The organism is Gluconacetobacter tumulisoli, assembly GCF_014174155.1.
GTDB classification, from domain to species: domain Bacteria; phylum Pseudomonadota; class Alphaproteobacteria; order Acetobacterales; family Acetobacteraceae; genus Gluconacetobacter; species Gluconacetobacter tumulisoli.
On sequence record NZ_JABEQM010000006.1, the window covers coordinates 189,725 to 212,837 of the forward strand.

Annotated in this window: 20 protein-coding genes; 10 read left to right on the plus strand and 10 right to left on the minus strand. The window is 66.0% G+C overall.

Translation table 11 applies throughout. The features are described 5' to 3' along the window. The first annotated feature begins 21 nt into the window (after positions 1-21). From HLH28_RS09440 to HLH28_RS09455, 4 genes are all read left to right on the plus strand, one after another. Complete coding sequence (locus tag HLH28_RS09440; RefSeq protein WP_182958129.1) at positions 22-2,235, plus strand: PQQ-dependent dehydrogenase, methanol/ethanol family; 2,214 nt, start codon at positions 22-24, stop codon at positions 2,233-2,235. Positions 2,236-2,292: 57 nt separating this feature from the next. Beyond that, a complete protein-coding gene (locus HLH28_RS09445) occupies positions 2,293-3,693 on the plus strand; it encodes a c-type cytochrome (RefSeq protein ID WP_182958132.1) in 1,401 nt (466 codons plus the stop codon). A gap of 140 nt (positions 3,694-3,833) precedes the next feature. Then, positions 3,834-4,538, plus strand: coding sequence for an NAD-dependent deacylase (locus HLH28_RS09450; RefSeq protein ID WP_182958135.1), 705 nt, complete (start codon positions 3,834-3,836; stop codon positions 4,536-4,538). Between the two features lie 13 nt (positions 4,539-4,551). Continuing rightward, on the plus strand, positions 4,552-5,163 hold the full coding sequence (locus HLH28_RS09455; RefSeq protein WP_182958138.1) for a uracil-DNA glycosylase family protein: 612 nt from the start codon (positions 4,552-4,554) through the stop codon (positions 5,161-5,163). Here HLH28_RS09455 and HLH28_RS09460 read toward each other — a convergent pair. The 3 genes from HLH28_RS09460 to HLH28_RS09470 form a co-directional block, all read right to left on the minus strand. Beyond that, positions 5,155-5,883 (minus strand): MarC family protein, encoded by a 729-nt coding sequence (locus HLH28_RS09460; RefSeq protein ID WP_182958252.1) that lies wholly within the window; start codon positions 5,881-5,883, stop codon positions 5,155-5,157. The two genes, HLH28_RS09455 and HLH28_RS09460, sit on opposite strands and share 9 nt — an antisense overlap. An 82-nt stretch (positions 5,884-5,965) precedes the next feature. Further along, positions 5,966-8,047: a lysylphosphatidylglycerol synthase domain-containing protein gene (locus HLH28_RS09465; protein ID WP_220790008.1), complete on the minus strand. Its 2,082-nt coding sequence runs from the start codon at positions 8,045-8,047 to the stop codon at positions 5,966-5,968. A gap of 40 nt (positions 8,048-8,087) precedes the next feature. After that, positions 8,088-9,713, minus strand: coding sequence for a lysine--tRNA ligase (locus HLH28_RS09470; RefSeq protein ID WP_182958143.1), 1,626 nt, complete (start codon positions 9,711-9,713; stop codon positions 8,088-8,090). A 130-nt stretch (positions 9,714-9,843) separates the two neighbouring features. Between HLH28_RS09470 and HLH28_RS09475 the strand changes: the two genes are divergently transcribed. Continuing rightward, the gene (locus HLH28_RS09475; RefSeq protein WP_182958146.1) at positions 9,844-12,855 is read left to right on the plus strand and encodes an ATP-dependent DNA helicase; all 3,012 of its coding nucleotides are present in this window, start codon (positions 9,844-9,846) and stop codon (positions 12,853-12,855) included. 46 nt (positions 12,856-12,901) lie between these two features. Here HLH28_RS09475 and HLH28_RS09480 read toward each other — a convergent pair whose 3' ends face one another. From HLH28_RS09480 to HLH28_RS09490, 3 genes are all read right to left on the minus strand, one after another. Beyond that, the gene (locus tag HLH28_RS09480) at positions 12,902-13,105 is read right to left on the minus strand and encodes a cold-shock protein (protein ID WP_012225746.1); all 204 of its coding nucleotides are present in this window, start codon (positions 13,103-13,105) and stop codon (positions 12,902-12,904) included. Positions 13,106-13,407: 302 nt separating this feature from the next. Continuing rightward, positions 13,408-15,048 (minus strand): chaperonin GroEL, encoded by a 1,641-nt coding sequence (gene groL / locus HLH28_RS09485; RefSeq protein WP_182958149.1) that lies wholly within the window; start codon positions 15,046-15,048, stop codon positions 13,408-13,410. 53 nt (positions 15,049-15,101) lie between these two features. Further along, on the minus strand, positions 15,102-15,392 hold the full coding sequence (locus HLH28_RS09490) for a co-chaperone GroES (RefSeq protein WP_114726807.1): 291 nt from the start codon (positions 15,390-15,392) through the stop codon (positions 15,102-15,104). Between the two features lie 269 nt (positions 15,393-15,661). Between HLH28_RS09490 and HLH28_RS09495 the strand changes: the two genes are divergently transcribed. After that, on the plus strand, positions 15,662-15,922 hold the full coding sequence (locus HLH28_RS09495; protein ID WP_182958151.1) for an usg protein: 261 nt from the start codon (positions 15,662-15,664) through the stop codon (positions 15,920-15,922). 173 nt (positions 15,923-16,095) lie between these two features. On the opposite strand, the gene HLH28_RS09500 is transcribed toward HLH28_RS09495, so the two are convergent. Beyond that, the gene (locus tag HLH28_RS09500; RefSeq protein WP_182958154.1) at positions 16,096-16,293 is read right to left on the minus strand and encodes a DUF4169 family protein; all 198 of its coding nucleotides are present in this window, start codon (positions 16,291-16,293) and stop codon (positions 16,096-16,098) included. A gap of 38 nt (positions 16,294-16,331) precedes the next feature. On the opposite strand from HLH28_RS09500, the gene HLH28_RS09505 reads away from it, so the two are divergent. Next, positions 16,332-16,994: a dienelactone hydrolase family protein gene (locus HLH28_RS09505; protein WP_182958157.1), complete on the plus strand. Its 663-nt coding sequence runs from the start codon at positions 16,332-16,334 to the stop codon at positions 16,992-16,994. Between the two features lie 20 nt (positions 16,995-17,014). Here HLH28_RS09505 and HLH28_RS09510 read toward each other — a convergent pair whose 3' ends face one another. From HLH28_RS09510 to HLH28_RS09520, 3 genes are read right to left on the minus strand one after another with little or no spacing between them, the layout of a single operon-like run. Then, positions 17,015-17,926 (minus strand): S-methyl-5'-thioadenosine phosphorylase, encoded by a 912-nt coding sequence (locus HLH28_RS09510; RefSeq protein ID WP_182958160.1) that lies wholly within the window; start codon positions 17,924-17,926, stop codon positions 17,015-17,017. Next, entirely contained in the window at positions 17,916-18,692 is a 777-nt protein-coding gene (locus HLH28_RS09515) for a cytochrome c1 (RefSeq protein WP_182958162.1), read from the minus strand. The genes HLH28_RS09510 and HLH28_RS09515 overlap by 11 nt, the downstream gene beginning before the upstream one ends. Next, a complete protein-coding gene (locus HLH28_RS09520) occupies positions 18,689-19,924 on the minus strand; it encodes a cytochrome b (protein WP_182958165.1) in 1,236 nt (411 codons plus the stop codon). The genes HLH28_RS09515 and HLH28_RS09520 overlap by 4 nt, the downstream gene beginning before the upstream one ends. A gap of 186 nt (positions 19,925-20,110) precedes the next feature. Between HLH28_RS09520 and hemF the strand changes: the two genes are divergently transcribed. The 3 genes from hemF to HLH28_RS09535 all read left to right on the plus strand — a co-directional run bounded on the left by hemF (position 20,111) and on the right by HLH28_RS09535 (position 23,053). Beyond that, complete coding sequence (hemF, locus tag HLH28_RS09525) at positions 20,111-21,013, plus strand: oxygen-dependent coproporphyrinogen oxidase (protein ID WP_182958167.1); 903 nt, start codon at positions 20,111-20,113, stop codon at positions 21,011-21,013. Between the two features lie 159 nt (positions 21,014-21,172). Next, positions 21,173-22,267: a hypothetical protein gene (locus tag HLH28_RS09530; RefSeq protein ID WP_182958169.1), complete on the plus strand. Its 1,095-nt coding sequence runs from the start codon at positions 21,173-21,175 to the stop codon at positions 22,265-22,267. Positions 22,268-22,474: 207 nt separating this feature from the next. Continuing rightward, entirely contained in the window at positions 22,475-23,053 is a 579-nt protein-coding gene (locus tag HLH28_RS09535; RefSeq protein WP_182958171.1) for a HutD/Ves family protein, read from the plus strand. The last annotated feature ends 60 nt before the right edge of the window (positions 23,054-23,113 follow it).

Sequence of the window (23,113 nt, forward strand, 5' to 3'; positions counted from 1 at the left end):
TCTGTCACGAGGACTTCGGACATGATGCGAGCCGTTTTCGGGAAAAGACGCTCTCTGCGAGGAGCGCTTGCCGCCGGAACGATATGCGCGGCACTGCTTTCGGGCCACGCGGTTTCCACACTTGCCGCTGACACCGATTTCGGCGCGACGGGCGAGGCGATCATCCACGCCGACGACCATCCCGGAAACTGGCTGACCTATGGCCGCACCTATTCCGAACAGCGCTACAGCCCGCTGGACCAGATCAACCGGTCGAATGTCGGCAACCTGAAACTGGCATGGTATTACGATCTGGACACCAACCGGGGACAGGAAGGCACCCCCCTGGTGGTCGACGGCGTCATGTACGCGACCACGAACTGGAGCAAGATGAAGGCCCTGGACGCGGCGACGGGCAAGCTGCTGTGGGCCTATGATCCGCGTGTTCCGGGCAACATCGCCGACAAGGGATGCTGCGATACGGTCAATCGCGGTGCCGCGTACTGGAACGGCAAAGTCTATTTCGGAACGTTCGACGGCCGGCTGATCGCGCTGGACGCCAAGACCGGCAAGCTGGTCTGGAGCGTGAACACCATTCCCGCGGACGCAAGCCTGGGCCACCAGCGGTCCTATACCGTCGACGGCGCCCCGCGCATTGCCAAGGGCCGGGTCATCATCGGCAATGGCGGTGCCGAATTCGGGGCACGCGGCTTCGTCTCGGCCTTCGATGCCGAGACCGGGAAGCTCGACTGGCGCTTCTTCACCGTGCCGAATGCGCAGAACAAGCCTGACAACGCGGCGTCGGACAGTGTCCTGATGAACAAGGCCTACCAGACATGGAGCCCGACCGGAGCCTGGACGACCCAGGGCGGCGGCGGAACGGTCTGGGATTCGATCGTCTACGACCCCGTCACCGACCTGGTCTATCTGGGCGTAGGCAACGGATCGCCCTGGAATTACAAGTACCGGTCGGACGGAAAGGGCGACAATTTCTTCCTGGGCAGCATCGTGGCCATCAAGCCCGAGACCGGCGAGTATGTCTGGCACTTCCAGGAAACGCCGATGGACCAGTGGGACTATACCTCGGTCCAGCAGATCATGACGCTTGACCTGCCGATCAACGGGCAGACCCGGCACGTCATCGTCCACGCGCCGAAGAACGGCTTCTTCTACATCATCGACGCGAAGACCGGCGAATTCCTGTCGGGCAAGAACTATGTCTACGTGAACTGGGCCAGCGGGCTGGATCCGAAGACCGGTCGCCCGATCTATAATCCGGACGCGTTGTACACCCTGAACGGCAAGGATTGGTACGGTATTCCCGGCGATCTGGGCGGTCATAATTTCGCGGCGATGGCCTTTAGTCCGCGGACCGGCCTGGTTTATATCCCCGCGCAACAGGTGCCGTTCCTGTACACGAGCCAGGTCGGCGGTTTCAAGGCGCATCCCGACAGCTGGAATCTCGGCCTGGACATGAACAAGGTCGGCATTCCCGACTCGCCGGAAGCCAAGCAGGCCTTCATCAAGGACCTGAAGGGCTGGATCGTCGCCTGGGATCCGGTGAAACAACAGGAAGCCTTCCGCGTAGATCACAAGGGACCGTGGAACGGCGGCATCGTGGCAACGGCGGGCGACCTGCTGTTCCAGGGCCTGGCCAACGGCGAATTCCACGCCTACGACGCGACGAACGGCACCGATCTGTTCCACTTCGCGGCACAGAGCGGCATCATCGCCCCGCCCGTCACTTACCTGGCCAATGGCAAGCAGTATGTTGCGGTCGAGGTCGGCTGGGGCGGCATCTATCCCTTCTTCCTCGGCGGACTGGCACGGACCAGCGGTTGGACGGTCAATCATTCGCGGGTGATCGCCTTCTCGCTGGATGGCAATGCCAAACTGCCGCCGCAAAACGACAAGGGGTTCCTGCCTGTCAAGCCGCCCGCCGATTATGACGGCAAGCGGACCGACAACGGATATTTCCAGTTCCAGACCTATTGCGCAGCCTGCCACGGCGACAATGCCGAGGCCGGGGGCGTGCTGCCCGATCTGCGCTGGTCCGGCGCGATCCGCCATCAGGATGCGTTCTACAATGTGGTCGGGCGCGGTGCCCTGACGGCCTACGGCATGGATCGTTTCGACACTTCGATGACGCCGGAGCAGATCGAGGACATTCGCCAGTTCCTGATCAAGCGCGCCAACGACACCTACCAGAGGGAGGTTGATGCCCGGAAGAACGATGCCGGCGTGCCCCAGCAATGAGGTCCCTCATGCCGGTTTTCCATCTTTTTTGCATCAATGCGACGCATGGTGAACAGAATGCTCAACAGGCTTAAAGTTGCGATCGGCACGACGGCGTTCGGCCTTCTTGCCACGGGGGCGATGGCGCAGGCGCCGGATCAGGCGCTGATCGACAAGGGGGCCTATGTTGCGCGACTGGGCGACTGTGTCGCCTGTCATACGGCCCTGCATGGCCAGGCCTATGCAGGGGGCCTGGAAATCAAGAGCCCGATCGGCACGATCTATTCGACCAACATCACGCCCGACCCGACCTACGGTATCGGACGCTACACGTTCGAGGATTTCGACCAGGCGGTTCGTCACGGCGTACGCAAGGACGGGTCGACGCTCTACCCTGCGATGCCCTATCCTGCCTTCTCGCGCATGAGCAGCGACGACATGCATGCGCTCTATGCGTATTTCATGCACGGGGTGGCGCCCGCGGCGCAGCCGAACAAGCCGGTCCAGATCTCGTGGCCGCTGTCTATGCGCTGGCCTCTGTCGATCTGGCGCATGCTGTTCTCGCCCTCGCCCGCCGAGTTCAAGCCCGCCCCCGGGACTGATCCCGTCGTCGCGCGCGGCGAATATCTGGTTACCGGCCCGGGCCATTGCGGCGCCTGCCACACTCCGCGCGGTTTCGCCATGCAGGAAAAGGCGCTGGATGGCAGCGGCGGAGCGGTGTTCCTGTCGGGTGGGGCCCCGATCGACAATTGGGTCGCGCCCAGCCTGCGCAACGATCCGGCGGTCGGCCTGGGCCGCTGGTCGGAGGATGATATCTATTATTTCCTGAAATCGGGGCGCATCGACCATTCGGCGGTCTTCGGCGGCATGGCCGACGTGGTGGCCTGGAGCACGCAGTATTTCTCCGACGATGATCTGCGTGCGATTGCCAAATACCTCAAGAGCCTTCCGCCTGTGCCGCCGTCGCAGGGTGATTATACCTATGACCCGTCCACCGCCGACATGCTGGCATCGGGCAAGACAGCGAGTTCGCCCGGCGCCGACGTCTATCTGAAGCAATGCACGATCTGCCATCGCAATGACGGCGGCGGCGTGGCCCGCATGTTCCCGCCTCTGGCCGGCAACCCGGTGGTCGTGACGGACAACCCCACGTCCCTGGTCAACGTGATCGTCAACGGCGGCGTGTTGCCCCCGACCAACTGGGCACCCTCCGCCGTGGCCATGCCGGCCTATGGCAAGACATTGTCGCCGCAGCAGATCGCCGATGTCGTCAATTTCATCCGGTCCAGCTGGGGCAATCGCGCGCCGGCCAGCGTCACCGCGGCCGATGTCACCAAGCTGCGCGCCACGGGGGCGCCGGTGTCCAGCAGCGGATGGAACAGTTCCAGCAGCGGGTGGCTGATCTTCCATCCGCAGCCTTACGGTGCCGGATGGACGTTCGCGCCGCAGACCCATTCCGGGGTCGACCAGGCCCAGTAACCGGCACCCGGTCTGTCGTCTTGCCGATTGCCGCCGCGGGGGGAAACCTCCCGCGGCGGTTTTCTTATGCGCTCTTCTTTGGCATAATCGGGACGTCACAATCCGGGCCAGACGGCAGCGACGGAGCGGCAGATCATCCCATGGAACGCATCGTGGTCCTGACCGGGGCCGGCATCAGCAGGGAATCAGGCCTCGATACCTTTCGGGATGCCGACGGGATCTGGAGCCGGTACGACATCGAGGATGTCTGCACGCCTGATGCATTCCGACGCGACCCGGCGCTGGTAGACCGTTTTTACAATGACCGGCGCGCCGAACTACGCCGTGTAGGACCCAATGCCGCTCATCTTGCGCTGGCCCGGCTGGAGGAGGCCGCACGCACGGGGGCATGGCACGGCGAAATTCTGGTCATCACGCAGAATATCGACGACCTGCATGAACGTGCGGGCAACCGGAACGTCTGGCACATGCATGGTGAGTTGCTGCGCGTGCGATGCGCCTCGTGCGGCGGCACGCCCGAATGGCATGCCGATTGCCTTCCCGAGACGCCCTGCCCGCTCTGTGGCCGCCCAAGCCTGCGTCCCGACGTCGTGTGGTTCGGTGAGATTCCACTGCACATGCCGCGGATCGAGGCCGCATTGGGGGCATGCGACTTGTTCGTCTCCATCGGAACGTCCGGCACCGTCTATCCCGCTGCCGGTTTCGCCGCCCTGGTCGAAGGTCACGCCGAGACGCTGGAGATCAATCTTGAGCCATCGGTTGCCTCGGCCCGCTTCGACCGGTTCATGACTGGTCCCGCCACGCGTATGGTGCCCCGTTGGGTCGATGAGGTCCTGGCCGGATGAACGGTCCGCAGCGATGACGGATGGACCTGGGGACAGCGACCTGGAGGATTTCGTCCGCCAGGTCAGGGCCTGCAGGGTCTGCGCGGCCGACCTGCCCCTGGGGCCGCGTCCCATCCTGCATGTGTCGCGGACGGCACGGATCCTGATCGCAAGCCAGGCTCCCGGCACGCGGGTGCATGAGACCGGTATTTCCTTCAACGATGCCTCGGGCGACCGCCTGCGCGGCTGGCTGGGGATCGACCGGGACGTTTTCTACGACACCAGCCGCATCGCTCTCGTACCGATGGGAATGTGCTATCCGGGACGACTTCCGAACGGGGGCGATCGTCCCCCGCGCCCCGAATGCGCGCCCTTGTGGCGCAACCGGATCTTGGCGATGATGCCCGATATCCGGCTGACCCTTCTCGTCGGGTCCTATGCCCAGGCCGCCGTGCTGGGACCCGGGCGCGTCGAGGATCGCGTCCGGAATTTCCGCGACGTCATGCCGCATTATTTTCCCCTGCCCCATCCGTCCTGGCGCACTGGGGCATGGGAACGCCGCACCCCCTGGTTTGCGACCGACGTGCTGCCCGTCCTGCGGGCAGCCATCCGCCCCTTGCTGGAGCGGGACGGCGCGTCAGGATGAGGCTGCGTGGACGATCGTCAAGGTCAGGCCTTCGATCCCCGCCGACAGGATCTGCACCCCGATGCACAGCAGGATCAATGCCGCCAGACGGGACACGATCCGCGCGCCGGTCACACCCAGGAACGTCATCAGCCGGTCGGCATAGGCATAGGCCAGCCAGATCGTGGCGGCCACGACCACGGCGGCCAGCGAAAGCGCGACATAGAACAGGATGCTGCCGGCCGAGGCCGGTCGCGCGGCGCTCAGTGCGATGGCGACCGAAATGGTGCCGGGACCGACGGTGAACGGCATCGTCATCGGGAAAAACGCCATTTCCGTCCAGCTCGGCGCCGCAAGGGTGCGGCCGTCCTGCCGGGCCTGCTTCTCTTTCCGGGCCGCCGCTTCCTCGGGCGCCTGCAGCAGCGCCCATGCGCGGACCGCGACGACTAGCCCGCCGGCGATCCGCAGCGAATCGATCGTGATTCCGAAGAAAGCCAGGATGGCACTGCCGATCCAGATCGAGGCGATCAGCAGGCATGCGGAATAAAATGCAACGGCGCGGGCCAGCGCCAGGCATTCGGACCGCGTTCGTCCGGCCGTCACCTGCGTGAAGATCAGCGCGGCACCAAGCGGATTTACGATGGAAAACAATGCCGGAAACGCCAGCAGGAACGTATCGGCCACGACGGCAAAATCGCCTGCCCCGCCCTGGGGCAAGACGGCGTGAAGGCTTGGCGACATCATCTTCGTCCCCGGGGGGCAATGGCGCCGGATGGCGCCACGCGGGATCAGTGCTACCGTTTTTCCGAAGCCCGGCTGTCCGTCAAGGCTTGTCGGTGATGCGGGCGACGACCGACAGCGAATGTCCGCCATCCGCCGGCTGCATGATCGCCCGGACGGTCGCCACGCTCTGCGGAACGCAGCACAGATAGGTCGTGGGCTCCCCGACCCCGCCCTCCAGAGGCCACGAGGTCAGGCCCAGATCGTTGTACACGTCCAACATAGACGTTCCGACCCGCCAGAAGACCGGCTGCCGCCCCTCCTGTACCGCCAGATCGCGCAGCCACCAGATGGCCGAGGCACAATCGTCCCATGCCCCCGCCGGATCGCCCACGCCGATCAGGAAGCCATCGATTCGAAGAAACGGCAGCATCGCACTTCCGGCGGCGCCCGGAATCAGGCCGGCGGGCGTGCCGGGGCCCGGATCGTCCACGGCATGGTCCAGCGCGCGATATTGGGCCTGTCCGTCATCGTTCCATGGCAGGACGACAATCTGGCCAGGACGGACCAGGCGCCCGATCATGACCAGGCCCAGGACGACGGCCAGCCCCATGGTCCATTGCGCCACGCCATGGGTCGAAGTGAAGAGCATGACCTCCCACCAGCTTCCGCCGACCTCGTCGCGCGGGCCGGAACAGACCAGCACCAGGACGCAGCCGATCAGCAAGACCAGCGACAGGATCGTGCGGAACGCCAGGGGTTCGCTGAGGATACGCGCGTGACGATAATAGGAACTGCGGAACGGGGCGATCAGGATCGCCACCAGGCCCAGGATTCCCGGAACGGCAAGCGATGCCCCGCGCAGCAGCGTCAGGGCGACGGCGCAGACCAGAAGGCCCAACGTTACCTTCCACGCCAGGGTCACGCGCTGCGACAGGCCGACCGCCAAGCCGATCAGCGCCACGCCGATCAACGACAGCAGGTAATCGCCCGCCACCCCGACCAGATGGTGCAGTCCGCCCGCATTCGTCCAGGATGCGGGGTCCAGGATCGTCAGCGCGACCAGCAGCGCACCACAGATCGATACGGCGCCGGTGGCTACGACGACCGAGAAGTCGGCCTCGCTCTCGCGGATGACATGGCTGGGACGGGTTTCGCGCGGGCCGCGGCGCGGGGCCTGCGGCGCGGCCTTGCGGGCCAGGGCGGCATCCCCGCGCAGGAACAGTTCATGGCCCGCGAACATGGCCCCGGCCAGAAACAGCGGGATGATGTAATAGAACAGGCGGAAGACAAGGATCGTGCTGATGATTTGTGTGGCCTGCAGATACGGGCTCAATGCCAGCATCATCGCCCCGTCGAACACACCCAGCCCGCCCGGCACGCTGGCCATCAGCCCGGCCGTATAGGACGCGATGTAGATCGCCAGGAAGACGCCGTATCCCAGGCCGGTGCCCGGCGGCAGGAAAGTATAGGCGATGCCGGCCGTCGCCGCGACCTCGGCCGCCGCGACGAGCGTCTGGGCCACCGCCATGCCGGGCGAGGGAAAGGTGATCGTATGGCGCCAGAGCCGCACTTCCGACAGCCGAAGGCCCAGCAGGATATAGGTGGCCACCCCCAGCCACATCAGCAGCCCTGCGCCCGACAGCAGGGCATGCGGCAGGTGCCGCCCGACGATCGGCACGGCGCCGGGTTCGATCAGCAGCACCGCGCCGACCAGCGCCCCCGCGCCCAGCAGATAGGTTGCGGAACAGAAGGCGATGATCTGGGCGATGGCGAAGGGGCCCAGGCCCCAGTTCCCATACAGCCTGAACCGCACGGCGGCCCCCGAAATCGCCGCGAATCCCAGATTGTGCGACAGCACGTAGGAACAGAAGGACGCGAACGCCGTGCGCCGGAACGACATGCGGCATCCGACCTGCACGACCGCCAGGCAGTCGTAGAAGGACAGGATAAAATAGGACAGGACGGTGCAGCCCACCCCTGCGGCAAGGGTCGAGGCCGGAATCGTCTTCAATGCCGCGCGGATGTCGTTCCAATGCAGGTCCCGGACCTCGTGCTGGACCACCACGATCGCGGCGATCATCAGCACCAGGCCGATCGCGTGGGGCACATGGCGCAGCATCCGCTGCCAGCCACGCGGCGGGGGTGTCGGCACGTCAGGCATGATGTTCCGGTTCACGGGCATGACGAGTCCGGGAACGTCATGTCACGATCCGCCGGGGGTCTCAGACCACGCCGGCGCCTGTCGACGCGCCGATGGATGGGCGGGCCAGCGCCGCCTCGATCAGTTCGATCGTTTCCGATACGCCGTACAGCCCGATGAAAATCCCGAAGCGCGGTCCTTCCTTCTGGCCCAAGAGGACCTCATACAGGCATCCGAACCAGTCGCGCAGCGGTTCGAACCCGTGGCGCTTGCCGATCTCGAAGACCAGGTTCTGCAACGTGTCCGGCTCGGCGGGGTTGTCCGCCAGGCCGCGCAGATTGTCGGCCAGGTCCGCAAGTGCCGCGCGTTCCCGCGCGTCGGGCTGGCGATAGGTTTTCGCCGGCCGCACGAAATCGGCGTAATAGACGATCGCATGGTCCACCAGACGGGCCAGCATCGGGCAGGCCGCCGGCGACGCCGCCGAATCATAGCGGCGGATGAACCGCCACAGCACGTCCGGGGTTTCAGCGTTTGCGACGCTGGCCAGGTTCAGCAGCATGCCGAAGGTCAACGGGCTGCCGGCGTCCGGGCCGATCCGCCCTGCATGGATGAACCAGGCCGGGTTCGCCGGCAGCGCCGGGTCGTCATCGGACATGGCGGCGGCGCGGCCGACATTGGCCAGGTACTCGTCTGCCGCTTTGGGGATCACGTCGAAAAACAGGCGCTTTGCCCGCTGCGGCGCATTGAACATGTATTGGGACAGGCTTTCGGGCGGCGCGTAACGCAGCCATTCCTCGACCGAAATCCCGTTGCCCTTGGATTTGGAGATCTTCTGCCCGTTTTCGTCCAGGAAAAGCTCGTAGGTCAGGCCCGCCGGAGGGTCGCCGCCCAGGATCCGGCAGATCTTGCCCGACAGCTTCACGCTGTCGATCAGATCCTTGCCGGACATTTCGTAATCGACGCCCAGGGCGAACCAGCGCATGGCCCAATCGGCCTTCCACTGCATCTTGGCGCCGCCGCCGGTCACCGGGGTCTCGAACACCGTGCCGTCCTCGTCCGTCCAGCGTACGGTTCCGGCATCGGCGTCGATCGCGTCCATGCGCACCTGCATCACCAGGCCGGTGCGCGGGTGGATGGGCAGCACGGGGGAATAGGTCGCGCGGCGATCCGGCCCCAGGGTCGGCGCGATGACGGACACGATTTCGTCATGGACCTCGAGCACCCGGCGCAGCGCGGCGTCGAACCGGCCACCGGTATAATAGTCGGTCGAGGACGCGAATTCGTAATCGAAGCCGAATCCGTCCAGGAATGACCGCAGGCGTGCATTGTTATGCGCGGCAAAGGAGTCATGGGTGCCGAAGGGGTCGGGAACCCGCGACAGGGGCTTGCCCAGGTGCTGGCGCAGCATGTCGCCGTTCGGCACATTGTCCGGCACCTTGCGCAAGGCGTCCATGTCGTCCGAAAAGGCCAGAAGGCGCGTAGGACGTCCCGTCAGGCGCGTATAGGCGTGGCGCACCCAGGACGTCCGCGCCACCTCGCCGAACGTGCCGATATGGGGCAGGCCCGACGGGCCGTATCCGGTTTCCAGCAATGCGGGCCTGTCGTCGGCCCCCGTCCGTTTTTCGACATGCGCGGCCAGCCTCGCGGCTTCCTCGAAGGGCCAGGCCTTGGGCAGGGGAGCGGGATCGGGGCGGTTCTGTTCGGACATGATGCGCGGAAGCTATGAACTGGAACGACACGGGTCAATCCAAACCATACATCATCTTCACAGCGGAATAAGCGACGATGACGTCCGTAACGGGCGACAGGCGGCCATATGTGCCCTATATGTTCCTGTGATGGCCGCTTCGCTTCCCCCTTCGGACATGCCGCCCGCCCTGGTCGCACGCCATGGTTCGTGTTCGATCCTGACGCCGGACGGCGAGGTCCTGACCCTGTCGTCCGAAGACGCGGTGCGGGAGCTGCGCCAATGGCCGGCGCCGCTGGTGGTTCATGCACCGCTGACCGCGCGACGGCTTGGCCTGCCGCAACCGGTGCAGCCCACGCCGTGGCTGGACCTGCTGGAACTGTTCGTCTTCGCCCTGCCCGGACGAACGATGCCCCCCACGGTGCGTGGTCTGGCGCAAGCGCTGGAACTGGACGACGGGCAGATCGGATCGGCCGAGGCCGACTTGCTGCCCGAGCTTGCGGATATCCTGCTGGACCGGATCGCCGCCCTGCGCGCTACCCCGGCGGGCGAGGAAATGGCGGCCCTGGCCGTCAGGATGGAACGTGCGGGTTGGGCCTGGGGCCGCAGCGTGCTGGCGGCGCTGGGCGCCGGGACGTCCCTGCCCCCCGAGGCCCTGCAACCGGGCGATGCGATCCGCGTGTGGCGCCGCCTGCCGAAATGGGAGGACGCGGCCCCCCGGCCCCCGCCGGCCAACCAGCCCGTATCGTCCGCCGATGCCCGCCGCCGGCTGGGCGATATCCTGGGTCCCCATGCGGAAACCCGCGTCGGACAGGCCGATTTCGCCGGCGCGGCGTCCGCCGCCTTCGCGCCGCGTCTGGTCCGGGGCGACCCGCACATGGTGCTGGCCGAGGCCGGAACGGGCACCGGCAAGACCCTGGGCTATATCGCGCCAGCCAGCCTGTGGGCGGAACGCAATGGCGGCGCAGTCTGGATCAGCACCTACACCCGTCATCTGCAACGACAGATCGAGGCCGAGCTGGGCCGGCTCTATCCCGATGCGGCGGAACGGCGCCGGCATGTCGTCCTGCGCAAGGGGCGGGAAAACTACCTGTGCCTCCTGAACATGGAGGAAGCGGTGAATATGGCCGGCGCGCGCGGCGATGCGTCCGGGGGCCTGATCGCCTTGTCGCTGGTCGCGCGCTGGGCGGGGGCCACGGCGGATGGCGACCTGATGGGGGGCGATCTGCCGGGCTGGTTCGGCGACCTGTTCGGGCGCGGGCTTCTGGCCGGCATCGCCGACCGGCGAGGCGAGTGCATCCATGGCGCCTGCCCGCATTACCAGCGTTGCTTCGTCGAACATTCCATCCGCCGGGCGCGGGACGCCGACCTGGTGATCGCCAACCATGCCCTGGTGATGAGCCAGGCAGCATGGCATGCCATGGACGGCGATGAGGCGGCGAACGAGGACAATATTCCCACCCGCTATGTCTTCGACGAGGGCCATCACGTGATGGACGCCGCCGACAGCGCGTTTTCCGCCGAACTGTCGGGGCTGGAGGCCGCCGAGCTGCGCCGCTGGCTGCTTGGTGCCGAGGGCGCGCGATCCCGCGCGCGGGGGTTGAAGCGGCGGCTGGATGATCTGGTCGTGGGATATCCCCGCCTGGAAGCGCCCCTGGAGGCCACGTTGCAGGCCGCCCATGCCCTGCCCGCCCCCGGCTGGTCCGGACGGTTGGCAGCCGCGTGGCAATCAACGATCGAGGCGGCGGCCGACACGCCGGCGGAAACGTCGGCGGAGATGCTGATGAACGCTGCGGAATCGTCCCCTTCCCCACCCCTCCTCGCACCGCTCGGTCCTGATGATGTCGCCTTGCCGAACCCGACGGAATGGCTGCTGCATCTTCTGGGACAGCAGGCGCTGGCCCGGTCCACGACCCGCGATTCCCCGGGCGGGCGTCGTCCCGGCGCGATCGAATGCGACCTGCATCCCGTTCCCGAGGAGGTCCTGCCCGCCGCCGCCAGCCTGGCGCGTGCGCTGGACCGCCTGGCCGCGGCCCTGCGCACGCTGGTGGAACGCCTGCTGGAACGGCTGGAGGACGATACGGGCGAACTCGATTCGGCTACCCGCGAGCGAATCGAGGCCGGCGTGCGGACGATTCGCCGTCGGGCATTGAGCAGGGTTGAGGGATGGACCTCCATGCTCCGCGCCCTTGGCGAGCCCGCGGCCGATGGCACGACACCGCAGCATATCGATTTCATACGGCTGGACCGGCGCGACGGGCAGCGTCCCGGCGAGCATGATGTCGGGCTGCATCGCCATTGGCTCGATCCCACGATTCCCTTTGCGACCGTCCTGGCGGCACCCGCCCATGGAATCCTGGTGACATCGGCGACCTTGCGCGACGAGAACGGACAAACCGACGGTGACGAGACCGAACGGGCATGGGAGGCCGCCGAGTCCCGGACCGGCGCCAGCCACCTGCCCTCACCCGCGCTCCGGGCGTCGCTGGCCAGTCCGTTCGATTATCAGCGGCAGAGCCGCGCCTTCATCGTGAACGACATTCCCCACGACGATATCGGCGCGCTGGCCGCTGCCTACCGGACGCTGTTCCTGGCGGCTGGCGGCGGGGGCCTGGGCCTGTTCACCGCGATTTCACGCCTGCGGGCCGTCCACCAGCGTCTGTCGCGGCCGCTGGAGGAGGCGGGCATTCCCCTTTACGCGCAGCATGTCGACGGCATGGACAATGCGACGCTGGTCGACATCTTCCGCTCGGAAGCCAATTCCTGCCTGCTGGGGACGGATGCGATGCGTGACGGGGTGGACGTGCCCGGCCGGTCGCTGCGCCTGGTGGTGTTCGAACGCGTGCCCTGGCCGCGCCCGGACATCCTGCATCGGGAGCGGCGCCTGCATCTGTCGGGCGGCGCGCCCGGCGAATATGACGACCGGATCGCGCGCCTGCGCCTGCGCCAGGCGTTCGGCCGCCTGATCCGGAGCGGCGGGGATCGCGGGGTCTTCGTCCTGCTGGATCGACGCGCCCCGTCGCGCCTGCTGTCGGCCTTCCCCGAGGGCGTGGCCGTGCGCCGCGCGGGGTTGCGGGACGTTGCGCGGGACCTTGCGGCCTTCCTGCGGGAACATGAAAACGGGGAGGACGGCATCCCGTCCTCCCCGCTTGCACTATCCTGACGCATTCAGAAAAAGGAACTGAACGCGTTAAGCTTGGAATGCCGGATCAGAGCGGCTTCAGGTTCGATGCCGCCGCCTTGCCGCGCTCGGTCACCACGTCGTAGCTGACGCGCTGGTTCTCATTCAGTCCGCGCAGACCGGCGGCCTGGACGGCGGTGATGTGAACGAACACATCCTTGCCGCCATCCTCGGGCATGATGAAGCCGAAGCCCTTCGTCGCGTTGAACCATTTCACAGTTCCGGTAGCCATAGTCGTATTTCCTTATTCGCCTTGTCCGGCCTCTGGCCCGACATCCGGGTTCTCGGACCATCGACGCTCAGAGGACCGGAAGCCGGGTTTCACCCGTTCCGTGTCCACACGCCGATCATGCCAGCCTCCATGGGCGCATGGATCGTGGTGTCTTGTCAATTCGCCTGACGGGCAAGCGCGGAATCCAAGGTCGGCAAGAAAAAAAAGGCCGTCCACGCATGGACGGCCCCCTTTTTTGTCGGTTTGTCGGGATGCCACCCCGATGGCGGTCCGCGGACCGCCATCGGAGGGGGCTACGCGGATCAGAAATCCATGTCGCCCATGCCGCCCATGCCACCGCCCGGCGCGGGCGGGGCCTTCTTCTCCGGCTTCTCGGCCACCATCGCCTCGGTGGTGATCAGCAGGCCGGCAACCGACGCCGCATCCTGCAGCGCGGTACGGACGACCTTGGTCGGATCGATGATGCCGGCCACGACCAGGTCCTTGTAGTCGCCGAGCTGGGCGTCGAAGCCGAAATTGTAGTCGCTGCTCTCCAGCACCTTGCCGGCGATGACCGCACCGTCCTCACCCGCGTTGTGGGCGATCTGGCGCAGCGGAGCCTGCAGGGCCTTGCGGATGATTTCCGCACCGACGCGCTGGTCGTCGTTGTGGAATTCCAGGTGGCCCAGGGCGGCCGACGCACGGGCCAGGGCCGTGCCGCCACCCGGAACGATGCCTTCCTCGACAGCGGCGCGGGTCGCATGCAGCGCGTCGTCGACGCGGTCCTTGCGCTCCTTCACCTCGACCTCGGTCGAACCGCCGACGCGGATGACGGCGACGCCGCCTGCCAGCTTCGCCAGACGCTCCTGCAGCTTCTCGCGGTCGTAGTCCGAGGTGGTTTCCTCGACCTGCGCACGGATCTGGCTGCAACGGCCCTTGATATCCTCGGACTCGCCGGCGCCTTCGACGATCGTGGTGTTTTCCTTCTCGATCCGCACCTTCTTGGCGCGGCCCAGCATCGGAAGCGTCACGGTCTCGAGCTTGATGCCGAGGTCTTCGCTGATGACCTGGCCACCGGTCAGGATCGCGATGTCTTCCAGCATCGCCTTGCGACGATCGCCGAAGCCCGGCGCCTTGACGGCGGCGATCTTCAGGCCGCCACGCAGCTTGTTGACGACCAGAGTCGCCAGCGCCTCGCCATCGACGTCCTCGGCGATGATCAGCAGCGGACGGCCGGACTGCACGACGCTCTCGAGCAGCGGCAGCATCGGCTGCAGCGACGACAGCTTCTTCTCGTGGATCAGGATATAGGGGTTATCCAGATCGGCGATCATCTTCTCCGCGTTCGTGATGAAGTACGGGGAGATGTAGCCGCGATCAAACTGCATGCCTTCGACGACGTCGAGTTCGGTGTGAAGGCCCTTGGCCTCCTCGACCGTGATGACGCCCTCGCTGCCGACCTTCTGCATGGCCTGCGAGATCATCTCGCCGATTTCATGCTCGCCGTTGGCGGAGATCGTGCCGACCTGCGCCGTCTCGGCCGGGGTCGTGATCTTCTTGGTGTTCTTCTTCAGTTCCTCGACGACCGCAACGACGGCCTTGTCGATGCCACGCTTCAGGTCCATCGGGTTCATGCCGGCCGCAACGGCCTTCGCGCCCTCACGGACGATCGCCTGCGCCAGAACGGTCGCGGTCGTGGTGCCGTCGCCGGCCACGTCGTTGGTCTTCGACGCGACTTCGCGCAGCATCTGCGCGCCCATGTTCTCGAACTTGTCGGCCAGCTCGATTTCCTTGGCGACCGACACGCCGTCCTTCGTGATGCGCGGTGCGCCGAAGCTCTTGTCGAGTACGACGTTCCGGCCTTTCGGACCCAGCGTGACCTTCACCGCGTCGGCCAGAATGTCCACGCCACGCAGCATGCGCTGGCGTGCGTCACCGCCGAACTTTACGTCCTTGGCTGCCATATCAGAATTCTCCTGTAGGAAACTTGTCGATCAGAGGGAAAGGAACAGGGACCTCAGGCGATCACGCCCATGATGTCGCTTTCCTTCATGATCAGCAGCTCCTCGCCATTGATCTTCACTTCGGTGCCGGACCATTTGCCGAACAGCACCTTGTCGCCCGCCTTGACGTCCAGGGCCACGATCTGTCCCTGCTCGTTCCGCGCGCCGGGGCCGACCGAGATGACCTCGCCCTCCATCGGCTTTTCCTTGGCGGTGTCGGGAATGATGATCCCGCCAGCCGTCTTTTCCTCGCCAGTCAGGCGACGGACGACCACGCGGTCATGCAGGGGCCGAAAATTCGTCATTATGGATCGCTCCACATCAAAAAAAGGTAACGCCCTTGAATAAGCGACGTCACCGGATTGGCGCGCGCGCCAGGCCACATCGCTTTGGCACTCTCCGCACGAGAGTGCCAACAACAAGTAGGATCACCCCCCGTTCCTGTCAAGGATCGGCAGCACTTTCTTTCCCAGGCTGCCAAGGTTTTGGGAATAAAAGAATTTTTGTTGAATATGCGGCGGGGTTTCCGCAGGCTGGAATCCTCAGCAATCGTCGATCATGCAGCGAGGTGTCCATGACCCTTCGGCTTCAACTCCGCGACTATCGCCTGACCACGGCCGAAATCCTGTATCACCTGCCCGATCATCCGGCCCTTCTGCAATCCTATGTCTGGCAGGACATGGACCTTGCCCCGTCCTATCCCGAATTGCGACGTTTCCTCGATTTCTGGACACGCTCGATCGAGGGACGACTGCATACCGTCCGCGTGGCGTCGCAGACGCTGATCACGCCGCCCTCGGTCACCTGCGCGCGGACCTGCCTCACGCTGCATTGACCTGGCCGCATCGCCGCCGGACCTCAGAATCCGTTGGAAAACGCCTTTTGCCGAACGAGAGCGGCCGGCGTGGGTTTCCGAGCGTGGGAGCGGAGCGGCCTCGATGGCCGCCCGCCGTGAAGCACGGGAAACGCGCGTCGGATCGCCAGCGAAAGACGTTGTCGAAAGGATTCTCAGCCCGGCTCGGGGTCCGGTGCGCGTTCCACACGCGCGCCGTCCAGCGTCCGCATGGCGCGGGATTCTTCCTGGGACTGCCGGTCGCGTTCGGCACGGGTGCGACCGTGCAGGGCCCGGTTTCCGGCCGCGATCTGTGCCTGCTCGGCGCGCGCCTTGCGTTTTCGGACCTGCCGCAGATTGACGATTTCGGCCATGGTTTCACCCTCTTTCACGCAACAGGAGGACCCAGCCCATGGGCACGACCACGACCCTGACCGCGTCGGACGGTCACACCCTGTCGGCCTATATGGCCGGCGCGCCGGACGCGCCGCGCGCCCTTGTGGTGATGCAGGAAATTTTTGGTGTCAATCATCACATTCGCGCGGTGTGCGACGGCTTCGCGGCAGATGGCTATCGCGTCGTGGCCCCGGCGCTGTTCGACCGGGCGGAACGCGATGTCGAACTGGCGTACGACGCGCAGGGCGTCCAGACCGGCCTGCGGCTTCGCGCGGCCATCCCGGCCGACAGGACCCTGCTGGACGTGGTGGCGGCCGCCGACGCGCTGGGCGGCGGCAAGGTGGGCATCATCGGCTATTGCTGGGGCGGGACCGTGGCCTGGATGGCGGCCGCGCAAACGTCGGCCTTCGCCGCGGCCATCGGATGGTATGGCGGCGGCATCGCGGCGCAGAACGCGCTGGTTCCGCGATGCCCGGTGCAACTGCATTTCGGCGAGACCGATGGATCGATCCCGCTGTCCGACATCGCGGCCATCCGCGCTGCACATCCCGACGTGGAAATCCTGACCTATCCGAACGCCGGCCATGGATTCGGCTGTTCCGAGCGTGACAGCTTCAACGCCGCCGCCACGCAACTGGCGCGCATCCGCAGCCTGGCGTTCCTGGGCCGCCATCTGTAGGCGGCCCTGTCCAGGTCAGGTCAGGCGCATCTCAGCACCCGCCCGGCGACGGCATCCAGCTTGGCCAGCAAGGTTGGGTCACGACGGTCCGGCGCGGTGATCAGCGCGTGTTCCAACGCACGGTCGCAGCCGGCACGGCATGGCCCGCGCGGCTTGCCCAGGGCCGGAATGACCGATGCGACCAGCGCCCGCGCCCGGTCGGCATTGGACTGCATGACCTTCACCACCGCGTCGACCGTCACGCTGTCATGGTCGGCGTGCCAGCAATCGTAGTCGGTCACCATCGCCACCGTCGCGTAGCAGATCTCGGCTTCGCGGGCGAGCTTGGCCTCGGGCATGTTGGTCATGCCGACGACCGAGCAGCCCCAGGATCGGTACAGGTTGCTTTCCGCACGGGTGGAGAACTGCGGCCCCTCCATCACCAGGTAGGTCCCGCCCCGGGTCACGCCCAAACCAAGCCCCCGTGCCTTCTCCTCCAGCACGTCGCCGATGCGCGGGCAGAGCGGGTCGGCCATCGAGACATGTGCGACGCAGCCGGTGTCGAAGAAGCTCTTTTCCCGGGCGAAGGATCGGTCGATGAACTGGTCGATGATCACGAAATGGCCGGGCGGCAGTTCCTCCTTCAACGAACCCACGGCCGACAGCGACACGATGTCGGTCACGCCCGACCGCTTCAGCGCGTCGATATTCGCGCGATAATTCAGGCGCGACGGCGGGATCGGATGTCCGCGTCCATGACGCGGCAGGAATACGCACCGGACGCCGGCCAGGCGCCCGAACAGCAACTGGTCGGATGGCATGCCCCACGGGGTTTCCACCGTGCGCCACTCCTTGTCCTCCAGCCCGTCGATATCATAGAGGCCGGACCCGCCGATCAGCCCGACCACAGGTTCGATCGCATGCGGGTGGGACGAATGGGATTTAGTGGACATCGGACCAGACTTTCCGTTTGAGAATGAACGCCAGGACGGCGAGGAACAGAAGATAGAGCGTGACCTGAACGCCCAGGCGGTGCCGTTCGGCCAGATGCGGTTGCGCTGCCCAGGCCAGGAAAGTCGTGACGTCGCGCGCTTCCTGCGCCGTGGTGGCGGTCGTGCCGTCGGCGTACTCCACCTGCCCGTCATGCAGCGGCGGCGGCATGGTGATTTCGGAATTGCTGGCGTACGGGTTGTAGAACGCGCCGGCATTGGTCGGCACGAAACCCGGCGGGGCCGGTCGGTAGCCGGTCAGCAGCGCATAGATCCGGTCAGGGCCGCCGGGATAGACCAGCGCCAGCCGCGACTGATCCGGCGGCGGGGTACCGTTGTTGGCGGCAGCGGCGGCCTCGACGCTGGCGAAAGGCTGGCGGAAATGATCGGCCGCGGTGGCCGGGCGCGTGACCGGCGCCCCCCGCGCGTCCATGCCGCCCGGCACATGCTGGCTGGCGGCGATCTGGCGCACCTGTTCGTCCGTCAGCCCGATGGATGCCAGGTCTCCGTAAGTCATGCCGTTCATGGAATGGCAGGCCGAGCACACTTGGGCATAGACCGCATATCCGCGCTGGACCGCCGCCATGTCGAAACGGCCGAGCGGGCCGGCGAAGCTCCACGTCTGCGGCGTCGCGACCGCATGGCGGCGTTCCTGGCCGTGGGCGGCCCCACCAGGCGCCGCCATCAGGAGTGCGCCGGCTGCGACCGACGCCAGAATTGCGGCCCTCATGCGCCCGCATCCATGCCGGAGGCGATGCTGTCGGGCAGGATGATCCCGCGCTCCAGCCGTTTTGAAAGCGGCAGCAGCACCAGGAAATGCGCGAAATAATAGGCCAGCGCCACGCGCCCCACGATCATCCACCCGCCTTCGGCATGATGCCGCCCGACCAGTCCCAGCAGGATGAAGGACACGACCAGCGCCCCCATGCCCACGCGATAGACCGGGCGATACCGCGCCGAGCGGACCGGCGAGGTATCCAGCCACGGCACCAGGAACAGGACCAGGATCGACCCCACCGCGGCCAGCAGGCCGCCGAACTTGGACGGCACGGATTGCAGCATTCCGTAGAACGGCAGGAAATACCACTCTGGCTCGATGTCCGCGGGGGTGTGGAGCGGATTGGCGGGGCGAAAATTCTCCGCCTCGAACATCAGGCCCGGCAGGAAGAAGACCAGGACGGCGAACAGCAGCGCGAACAGGATCAGCCCGACCGCGTCCTTGCTTGTATAATAAGGATGGAAGGTCAGCGTGTCGCGCGGGCCCTTCGGCTCGACCCCCATGGGGTTGTTCGATCCCGTGACGTGCAGGGCGGCGACATGCAGGACGACCACGCCCAGCACCGCGAACGCCAGCACGAAATGCAGGACGAAGAAACGATGCAGCGACACGTCGCCGGGCGCGTCCCCGCCCTGGAGGAAATGCTCCAGCCACGGGCCGATCGCGGGAATGGCGTCCACAGCTTTGCCCGCGACGTCGGCACCCCAGTACGACATCTGCCCCCACGGCAGGACGTAGCCCGCGAACGCGGTGAACATCACCATGACCAGCAGCAGCAGTCCCGTCAGCCACAGCACCTCGCGCGGGCGCTTGTACGATCCGTAATACAGGCCGCGAAACAGATGGACGTAGAGCGCCGCCAGGAACAGGCTGGCGCCCGTGACATGGATGGAACGCAACAGCCAGCCGCTGGGCAACTGGCGTTCGATCGCCTCGACCGAGGCAAAGGCGCCGCCGGCGGTTGGCGTATAGTTCACCGCCAGGAAGATGCCGGTCGCCAGCATCACCAGCAGCACGACCGTCAGGATCGCGCCGAAATTCCACAGCCCGTTCAGGTTTCTGGGCGTGGGATAGTCGATATATTCCTGCCGGAAGCCCGATACGACCGGAAGGCGGGCATCCAGCCACGCGGCCGCCCCCCCGCCCTTTCCGTCCGTCACGTCACCGGAACCCGCGTCCGTCATCCATCCATCCTTCCGTGCCGTTCCCGCGCTTGCGGGCCGGCGCGTTTACCCATCCGCCCGGCGGTCGCCCGGGCGGCCGGCCGCCTTCGCCCTCCTTACCGGCGAGGCACCCCTTCTTGCAATCGTCCGCGCAAACAGGCACCCGTAGGGCCACCGACCGACGCAGACGCAGAAGATGGCCCGACGATGACAGCACCCCGCGCGCCCGTACCCCATGATGGCCTGAAGGACGAGGCCCGGGCCTGGTTCGAAAGCCTGCGCGACCGGATCTGTTCCGCCTTCGAACGAATCGAGGACGACGCCGGCGACGTCCAGACGCTGCCGCGCCGGATGCAGGCCGGCCGCTTCGAACGCCAGGCCTGGGATCGGACGAACGATGACGGAACGCCGGGCGGCGGCGGCGTCATCAGCCTGATGCGCGGGCGGGTGTTCGAAAAGGTCGGCGTCAACGTATCGACCGTATCGGGTGTCTTCAGCCCCGAATTCCGCGCCACCATCCCCGGCGCCGCAGACGATCCGCGCTTCTTCGCGACAGGCATCAGTCTTGTCGCCCATATGTGCAGTCCGCTGGTGCCGGCCGCGCATTTCAATACCCGCATGATCATCACGACCCGGGGCTGGTTCGGCGGCGGCGGCGACATTACCCCCATGTTCCCCGACAGCGCCGCGGCCCAGGCCGACGCCGCACGGTTCCATGACGGGTTCCGCCTGGCCTGCGACCGCCATGACCCGACCTATTACCCACGTTTCAAGGAGTGGTGTGACCGCTATTTCTTCCTGCCGCATCGCGGCGAGGCGCGCGGCCTGGGCGGCATCTTCTACGACCGGCTGGACAGCGGGGATGTCGGGACCGATTTCGCCTTCACCCGCGATGTGGGGCTGGCGTTCCTCCAGACCTATCCGGCCATCGTGCGCAAACGCATGGCCGAACGCTGGACGCCCGAGCAGCGCGAGGCGCAACTGGTGCGGCGTGGACGATACGTGGAATTCAACCTGATCCATGATCGCGGGACGCTGTTCGGCCTGAAGACCGGCGGAAACACCGAGGCGATCCTCATGAGTCTTCCCCCCGAAGTCCGCTGGCCGTAAAGTCCGCGCCAGCGCCACCGTGCGGGCCCGACGCCTGCCATAGACTTGCCCCATTCCGGCGCCAGACAGGCGGCCGGACCGGCCCTTGCCACGGAGTTCCCGATTTTGCCGTCTGCCCGACCCGCCGACTTCGTTTTCAAACTGTCCGGCCGGGCATAGATGACATTGCGCCGTCGACATTTCCTGGCCTCCGCCGGACTGGCGCTCGCCACGGGCATGCCCCGGGCGCATGCGTTCGAACGGATGGTGCAGATCGCCAGCGTGATGCCCGCCGGCAATACCATTCCCGACCCGACCCTGCTGGTGGCCGGCAATGCCGAAAGCACGGCCGGCAGATGGAGCGCCGTGCTGTCCCCCGCCCTGATGCAGGGGCTGGAGGCTCCGGCGCCGCTGACGATCCACATGACCAGCGGGCAGGACGGCGTCACCGGCGCCAATCTTTTCGATACCCAGACCGTTCCGGACGGGACGACGGCCCTGCTGGTGCCCGGCGCGGCCCTGGTGGCGTCTCTGGCCGGCGATCCGCGCGTCCATTTCGATTTCGGACGCTGGGTTCCCCTGATGCTCAGCCTAGTGTCGCCCGTCGTCGTGGGACGCGCGGACCTGCATCGCAGCTTCCGCGACCTGGTGCGCGACAGGCCCGTGCGCGTCGCCGTATCGTCCTATACCGGGATCGAACTGGCCAGCCTGCTGGCCATGGCGGTCTTCGGCCTGCGCCCTGTTCCCGTCGCGGGATTCGCCAACCGGACGGACGCGCTGGCCGCCTTGCGCGACGGCAAGGTCGACGTCGTCCAGGTTTCCGATCCCCTGTCGCCGGACGATCTGGCCGCGCTGTTCGACGGCCTGGGACAGGACGGGATGGCGCCCCTCTTTACCCTGTCGGACACCGTGCGCGTCACCCGCCACGGCCAGGCGGTCCCCACCCTGGCCGAACGCTTCGTCCAGGAACGCGGACACGCTCCGACCAGCATGGTCTATGACGCGTGGAAAGTCGTCGCGGCTGCCGCCTCGCTGGATGTCGCGCTGGTGCTTCCGATGCTGACCCCGCCGGCGCAGGTCGCGGGATGGCGGCATGCCGCCGACGTCGCCACCGCCAGCAGCGCCGTGGAGGCCCTGGTAGACGGCCGCGGGCGCAAACTGGTCAGCGGACCGGATTGCGGACCTCATTTGCGGGAAATGACTGGTGAGATCCAGGCCATCCTGACCCTGCGCCGCTGGCTGGCAACTCATTCCCCGGAATGGCGGCTGGGATAGCCAGCCCCCAGCGGTCCTCTTTCCCGCCCGTCATTTCTGCCGTCGGTAACCTGCAGGGGTTAAGCCGGTCGGTACGGTTGCCTATACATCTCCATACAGATAATCTCCTGATCGGAATGATCGCGACAGGATCGCAGCCGCCGTTGGGCCGCCGCAGATGCATGAGGATTTCGACATGATGCACCCGATCATGCAGGCTCCATCGTCATGAAAATCTACCGATCGTCGGACTACCGCCGGATGAAATGGAAGAATGGCGGCGGAGAAACCGCGGAAATCGCGGTGTTCCCCGCGCATGCGACAATGGATGATTTCGCCTGGCGCATCAGCATGGCGACCGTTTCATCGAACGGTCCGTTTTCTATTTTTGCCGATTGTGACAGGACATTGTCGATCCTGTCCGGAGAGGGCATGACCCTGGCATGTGCCGATCGGGCCGCGACATACCTGACGACCGATAGCGCGCCGTACGCGTTTCCCGCCGATGCTGCCACGACGGCGACGCTGGCGGATGACCGGGTGACCGACCTGAATGTCATGACCCGCCGTACGGTCATGTCCCATTCCGTGACGCGCATGACCGTTGACGGCGAAATCGACATACAGGCGGCGGATGGATCCGTCGTCCTGTTCTGCCATGATGGCCGGATGGCCGTAACGGTCGACGGTACCGTCGCCAGCCTCGCCCCGCAGGATTGCGCAGTTGTCGACGACATGGGCCGACGTCCCCTGGTTCTATCCGGAAAAGCATCGTTTTTCGTGATAAGATTTAACGAAATTTCATAATAAAGGTATTTTTCGGCCGGCAGTTGCGGGTCGAGGCATCGTGACGGATTGTGTTTCCAC